Source organism: Nodosilinea sp. LEGE 07088, from assembly GCF_015207395.1.
Lineage (GTDB): Bacteria > Cyanobacteriota > Cyanobacteriia > Phormidesmidales > Phormidesmidaceae > Nodosilinea.
In genome coordinates, this window is the sequence record NZ_JADEWX010000250.1 from 1 (window position 1) to 6429 (window position 6429).

Here is a 6429-nt window from a genome sequence, read left to right on the forward strand (position 1 = left end):
TTTCGTTCAGAAGCGCTAAGCTGGATATAGCTCATAGGGTGTCTTTTTGTTGTGGTAAACATCAGACTATCCTATGAGCCCCTCTGTGGAAAGCTTCTAGGTGTTGCACTTCATTCTAGAATCGGCGTCATCTAAATCAAGATATGCCAGCGTTAGAGGTTGATTATAGCGGCGAGTTCGCTCTACTTCAAACTGCAATAACTCTAGAAAAAAACGTCGGTTGTAGAGACCGGTGAGCTCATCTAACAGTCCGGACAGTTTTAGCAACGACCTATAAGGCTTACAGGGCAATCACTCTAGCAATTGCCTATTTAAGTCAAGGTTAGTTTTTAGGCTGACATTGACTTAAATACTTTGGGCAACGTAGGCTCTGGCTTACAGGTAATATGGAGGGCAATTTTTTGTCCGGAGTATTGTCATCAAGGCGAGCGAGCAGTTGTTCTCGCTGATATGCCTTACGAAGGGTCGCCAATAGATAACTTGTAATAGAAAAAAAGCCCAATCGAACAGCGGCATTCCAATAGGGCAAGAGAGCAAAGTCATAGTGCTTTGCCACAATATCGGCCTGAAACCAGATAAATGTACAAACTCCTGATATAAACAGCCCCGCCCGATAGCTAATAAACCAAGCCGCAATGGCAATGGGTGCCAGGTAGAAAATTGAGAGCGCTATATCTTGCCGTACGACAAAGTCAATAGTGCCAATCAAACAGGCCAGGGCCAAGCTCAAGCCCATCAGCATGCCTTGAGGCTGGCGTTCCAGCCGGTCGATGGGATGGCGTCTTATTTTTTCAACCGTTTTACCCATGTCCGGTCCTAGATGATTGAACTGGTAATCGGCGCCGCATTAGGGTCTTTACTGGGTCACCACTGGGTAAGATAACGGCAGTGCCGCTTTGGTAAAATAATCGAACTAACCATCAGCAGAAGTGCAGGCCTTTTTGGGAAAAATAAGATCACTCAACCAGCGGTTAGGCTAACGCCGAGCGCCGCCGCTGCGATCGCCGTATGCCTCTATACCCCTAGGGCAGTATGGTGATTTACCCATTATGACCAGGAAAGATCAGTCTTACACCATTAGGCTAAGTCTAGATCAGCACTATGCAGAGCCCAAAATTCTTTAATTATTCCAGGCTGCTAAAGTTTTTGCTAGTCAGCCTCATTGCTCTGGGTGTGCTGCTGCGGTTTGTGGGCTTAGACCAACGCCCCTATTGGTTCGATGAAAGCTTTACATCGCTATGGATCTCTGGTCATTCTCCCCGGGCTGCACAACAGGTTTTATTCACGGGCAAACCGCTTACCGTTGCCGATATTCAACAGTATCAAACTTTTGCGGCCAATAGTAACCTGGGCATCACGATTCTGCGGCTAATTAAGTATGACCCGCAGCACCCGCCAATATACTACGCGATCGCCCATCTGTGGGCCACTCTATTTGGCACCTCTGTTATCTCAATACGTACTATTTCTGCACTGCTGAGCCTGCTGGCGTTGCCCTGCGCCTACTGGTTAGGGGTAGAGCTTTTGCTGTCTGAGGTGCAGGTTTTAACCTTTGTCAGCCTCATTTCTATCTCGCCAGTGATGGTTGTATATGCCCAAGAAGCCAGGGAATATGGCCTCTGGGTAGCGCTAATTTTATTCACCAGCGCTGCTTTTCTACGGGCTATGCGATTGACTACAGGGCGTCATTGGTTGAGCTACGGCACTGGGCTATGGGTTGGGCTATGTACTTTTCCGCTGACGCTATGGGTTGCCATGTCTCACGGGTGTTATTTGTTGCTCTGGCACCAGCCGAATACTCGCAAAGCGTTGAAACCCTATGGGGTCGCCTTTACCCTCAGCCTACTTTTATTTTCGCCCTGGCTATTTCGGATTGTCACCGGCCGCTCTCCTCGACTTTCGCTGCAATGGACGGCAGAACCGCTCCCCTGGCCTAACCTAATCGAGCGATGGATCACGAATACCAGTCGAGTGTTCTTTGATATGGGCATCGGCGACTATCGGGCGCTGCCATTCACCCTGGTTGCGATCGCAACCTTGGCATTGGTAGGCTACGTTTTGATCGCGGCCTATCGTCGTCTTCCCCGAGCGCCGCTGCTATTTCTGATCAGCCTGGGTGGCCTGACGGCCCTGTCGTTGGTCGGCCCCGATCTATTGTTTGAGGGGCGGCGATCGACTATTTTGCGCTATTTTTTCCCGACGTGGATTAGCCTTTTGCTGGCGATCGCCATTCTTTTTGGCGGCACCTTACAAAACTATGGGGCAAATAAGCGCCATACATTGGCTCATACCCTAGAGCTAGGGTTGATTTTTGGAGTGTTTACCAGTTGCATGATCTCTAGTTTGACCTTTACCCAGGCCCATAGCTGGTGGATAAAAGATCACGCTAACGACTACCCAGAGATTGCGGCGGTTGTTAGTCAGGCGACGCAACCGCTGCTGATTAGCGGCAACTTTAACGATCAGATCTTGGGCGATCTGCTTGCTGTCAGCCATGTCTTGCCTCCAGACATCGATGTCTTGCTGTTTGCCAAAGACGCCGCGATCGCGATCCCCCCCACCACTGGGGATACATTTCTACTGTTTCCGTCGCAGGAAGCCGTGGCTCAGCTCAACGATAGCGGTTACTGTCTCGACCCCATCGGCACCGCTGGGCAGCTAAGCCAGGTGGTCCTCTGCCCAGGGTAAACAGCAAACCGCCAGGAAAATGAATGAGGAACTTCTATGAGAGCAGCCGTCTATCGGCAATTTGCGGCTCCACTGACCCTGGAGACGGTGCCCGATCCAACGCCAACCGATCACGGCGTGGTGATTCGGGTTATGGCCACCGGCCTCTGCCGCAGCGATTGGCACGGCTGGATGGGCCACGACCCCGGTATCACCATCCCCCATGTTCCTGGCCATGAGCTAGCTGGAGTGGTTGAGGCGAGGGGCAAAAACGTTACCCGGTGGGCCGTGGGCGAGCGAGTAACGCTGCCGTTTGTCTGCGCCTGCGGCTATTGCTCGCAATGCACGTCAGGCAATCACCAGGTGTGCGATCGCCAGTTTCAGCCGGGGTTTACCCATTGGGGGTCGTTTGCCGAATACGTCGCCATTGACTACGCCTTTGTCAAAGCAGGTAGCCTAGAGCATCGGTACAGTATGGCTAAAAACCCGGTTTCTTTGTCACTGCCCTAACGGCATGACTGGCCTTCTGGCCGAGAAACCGGGTTTCTGTACCGGCGTTCTAGACGAGTTTGTGATGATGACCCGATTCCTAGCCCCCTAGCCCCTCTGCCCCACAGCTCTATACCCTAACCATATTTTTGGAGCGCTAACCGCGCGGCACCAGCAATCCCCGCCTGGTTGCCCAACTCAGCCACCAAGACTTGTAGGCCTTCTCGGGAACTAGGCAACAATCGAATCTCTAGCTCGGCCAGAGTTGTGGGCAAAAACAGCGCCGCCGCGGCGCAGATACCGCCGCCAACAATCACCGCCTCGGGCGTCAACATATAGACCAGGCTAGTGATGCCCGCCCCCAGCCAGCGACCGTAGGTGTGCCAGAATGCGATCGCAGCCTCATCCCCCGCCTGAGCCTGCTCGAATAGGGCCGCCGGGGTTAACCCCGTCTCGCGCACAATTGCCTGCACCGAGCAGTACTGCTCTAACGAGCCCCGGTTACCGCTGTTACAGGGCGGCCCATCAGGGTTGAGGGTGATTAGCCCTAGTTCTCCGGCGGTGCCCTGGCGACCGACAAACAGCTTGCCATCGAGAATAATCGCGCCACCGACCCCGGTTCCCAGGGTTAAGGTAAGCACATCCTTACAGGCTCGTCCGGCCCCCAGCCAGGCTTCGCCGAGACCAGCGCAGTTGGCATCGTTGGCAACAATGACAGGACGCCCGGTTTTGACTTCGAGCTGGTCGGCAAGGGGCACGTCGTGCCACCCGGCCAGGTTGATGGCGACCCGGGCAATGCGGCCAGCGGCATCGGCGGGGCCGGGGGTGCCCACCCCAATGGCGACGGCGGTGCGATCGGGGTCGAGGGTGGCGATCGCATCGGCCATTGCCTCTATCACCGCCTCGGGGGTCGAGGGCTGCGGCGTCGGCACCGACAGGTCGGCCAGGCACTGACCCGCTGGGGTAAAGCGCCCTAGCTTGATGGCCGACCCGCCCAAATCGACCCCGATCACCTGGTGTTCTTCCATCCCCATCGCTACCCTCAACGGTGTGAACAAGGGTTATTGTCTCAGATTGACCGCCCTTCGATGCGCCGCGCCGCCGCGGTTTGAAAGGCCTGGCAATACTGCCGATAACCGCCGGGAAACACGACGTTGAGGGTTAGGGGGTCATCGCCGTCGCGGGGGTCGCCGGGGCCTGCGGTGACGACGGTTTTGCCATTGCGATCGCCCAGCTGGATTGCCCGGCGGTTTTTCAGCTCGCCGCCGCTGCTGTCGACGTAGGTGACCAGGTTGCCCTTACTAAAGTGCTGGCCGATGGCCTGAATCAGGTGCAGAAAGTTGCGATCGCTGCCGCCCCGCTTAGCCACGGGCTGGCCGTTTTCAGTCACCACCACGCTGGTCACCGTGTCGCCCACCCCTACCAGGCTCGGCATCAGGGCTGGGTCAAAGGTTTTGATCACCAGCTCTAGCAGCTCGGCGTGGCTATGGGGAGCCTGGCGCACGCTCCAGCCCTCCCCTAAGGGAAATTCTCCTGTTTTAGCGGCGTAGTAGCGATTGAGCAGAGCCAGCACCCCGGCCTCTTTGATCGCCCCCCGCAGCATGAACTGAAAGTCGGTGGTGCCCGACTCATCGCCCTGGCTAAACCAGACAATCTCCTTGCCGTCGGGGCCGCGTCCTTGGTTTGGGGCGTAGTGGACAAAGAACGCATCGCCCAACCCCTGGCTGGCGGCATCGCGCAGCAGGTTTTCCATCAGCGTCTGCATGTCGTACTGAAGATCGACGTACAGCTCACGGTGGTTGTGCAGCAGACCGTGAAAGGTGTTGAGATTGGCGGTGGGAGAGGCGATGTTATCCAGCGCCGAGGCGTCAATGCCGCGCTGGAGATCGGCGGCGGCGATCGCTGTCGAATGCGGGCGAAAAAACCGCTCTAGGCGGTGGCGAATCTGGTCGGGCACCGCCGCCAAAAACCTTAGCTCAGCCTCACTGACCCCCGGATGGCTGACATCTCCGGCTCGGGTTTGCCATTGCACCCCGCCCGCCGCCAGCCCCGGCAGATAACCTGGGCTAGGTTCACTTCTGGTAGCGCGCTCAATAATGCCGTTGATGCCCCGCTGCCCGGTGTGTTCACCATTGGTGAGGACGTAAAAATGGCCGTCAAAGGCCTGGGTGGCTCTGACATAGGCCAGATCAATCTGGCGATCGAGTGGGTCTTTGACCAGCTCCATACAGACCCCATCTAGATCTTGAATGATCAGCAGATTGTCGGTGGTGGCGAGACAGTCAATCCAGGCTCCGTGATCGAGGGAAAACTGCTGCTGGTGAAGCGCGGGGGACATGCTAGAAACCATGAAAAAACCAGAGGTGCAGCCGGACAAAAGGCAAACGCCTTCACCTTACCAGCCCGCCAGCCCTCTGTCTCGCCCCCCGGGCAGAACGGATCACCTAGAGCCAGCCCCTGAGCCAGTAGATGCCGATGCCCAGATATTCCTTTAGGGCGCGGGTGAGGTAGTGCAGGTTCTCGGTTTGGGGCACCAGGCTGAGGGTGCGCCCCTGCCAGGTGTTGGTCTCTGGGTTGAGAGGGTCTTGCACCACGTGAAAGTCGGTAGGGGCTGGCGCCACCGCCAAACCCTGCTTTTTGAAGATCGCCAGCGCCCGAGGCATGTGCATGGCCGACGTCACCAGCAAAATGCGCTCGATGTTGCGATCGCTCAGCAGCGGTCGGGTAAAGGCAGCATTTTCAAAGGTATTCAACGAATCGGGCTCAATCACAATGGCACTGGCGGGCACCCCCAAAGCCTCTGCCAATTCCGCCATATCGGCGGCCTCCGAGCGGCTTTTGCCCTGGCCCCAGGTCACCCGCCCACCGGTAAACACCAGCAGCGGTGCCTTACCCGCCAGGTACAGCCGGGCCCCGTGCAGCACGCGATCGCCCTCTTCAGCCACCTCAATCCACGGGCGCGGCGGCAGCTGCGGCTGAATCGACCCGCCTAGCACCACAATGGCCTCGGCCTCGGGCAGGTCAGTGGTGTCAGGGTAGCGCCACTCCAGCGATCGCATCACCGCCGTGGCCACCCAGCTATTGCTGCTCACCAGCAGCAGGGCCAGGGCCAGGGCGATCGCCCCCGCCGCCCACCGAGGCCGTCGCTTGAGACAGATCAGCGCTACCACCAACAGGCCACAGGCCAACCCCAGCGGATAGACTACCAGCGGCAGCAGCTTCGACAAAAACAAAAACATCGTTCAATCCCCTAATCTCCCCCTCTCCCTCTCC

The 6429-nt window shown here is 57.0% G+C and carries 6 protein-coding genes and 1 pseudogene; 2 read left to right on the top strand and 5 right to left on the bottom strand.

Annotation, left to right across the window (positions count from 1 at the left end; all coding sequences use genetic code 11):
• Nucleotides 1-96 precede the first annotated feature (96 nt).
• Both IQ254_RS34080 and IQ254_RS28885 read right to left on the bottom strand, forming a co-directional pair.
• Nucleotides 97-291 carry a diguanylate cyclase gene (locus IQ254_RS34080; RefSeq protein WP_193969603.1) on the bottom strand — a complete coding sequence of 65 codons (195 nt, stop codon included), beginning with the start codon at nucleotides 289-291 and terminating at the stop codon, nucleotides 97-99.
• A gap of 31 nt (nucleotides 292-322) precedes the next feature.
• A complete protein-coding gene (locus IQ254_RS28885) occupies nucleotides 323-808 on the bottom strand; it encodes a hypothetical protein (RefSeq protein WP_193969604.1) in 486 nt (161 codons plus the stop codon).
• A gap of 293 nt (nucleotides 809-1101) precedes the next feature.
• On the opposite strand from IQ254_RS28885, the gene IQ254_RS28890 reads away from it, so the two are divergent.
• Complete coding sequence (locus IQ254_RS28890) at nucleotides 1102-2688, top strand: glycosyltransferase family 39 protein (RefSeq protein WP_193969605.1); 1587 nt, start codon at nucleotides 1102-1104, stop codon at nucleotides 2686-2688.
• A 36-nt stretch (nucleotides 2689-2724) separates the two neighbouring features.
• A pseudogene (locus tag IQ254_RS28895) lies at nucleotides 2725-3111 on the top strand (alcohol dehydrogenase catalytic domain-containing protein); the annotation flags it as partial.
• 182 nt (nucleotides 3112-3293) lie between these two features.
• Here the strand turns inward: IQ254_RS28895 and IQ254_RS28900 are convergent.
• The 3 genes from IQ254_RS28900 to IQ254_RS28910 all read right to left on the bottom strand — a co-directional run bounded on the left by IQ254_RS28900 (nucleotide 3294) and on the right by IQ254_RS28910 (nucleotide 6395).
• Nucleotides 3294-4190 carry an ROK family protein gene (locus IQ254_RS28900; RefSeq protein ID WP_193969607.1) on the bottom strand — a complete coding sequence of 299 codons (897 nt, stop codon included), beginning with the start codon at nucleotides 4188-4190 and terminating at the stop codon, nucleotides 3294-3296.
• Nucleotides 4191-4225: 35 nt separating this feature from the next.
• Nucleotides 4226-5506 carry a glucosylglycerol 3-phosphatase gene (gene stpA, locus IQ254_RS28905; protein ID WP_228041206.1) on the bottom strand — a complete coding sequence of 427 codons (1281 nt, stop codon included), beginning with the start codon at nucleotides 5504-5506 and terminating at the stop codon, nucleotides 4226-4228.
• Between the two features lie 94 nt (nucleotides 5507-5600).
• Nucleotides 5601-6395, bottom strand: coding sequence for a YdcF family protein (locus IQ254_RS28910; protein WP_193969608.1), 795 nt, complete (start codon nucleotides 6393-6395; stop codon nucleotides 5601-5603).
• Nucleotides 6396-6429: the final 34 nt, after the last annotated feature.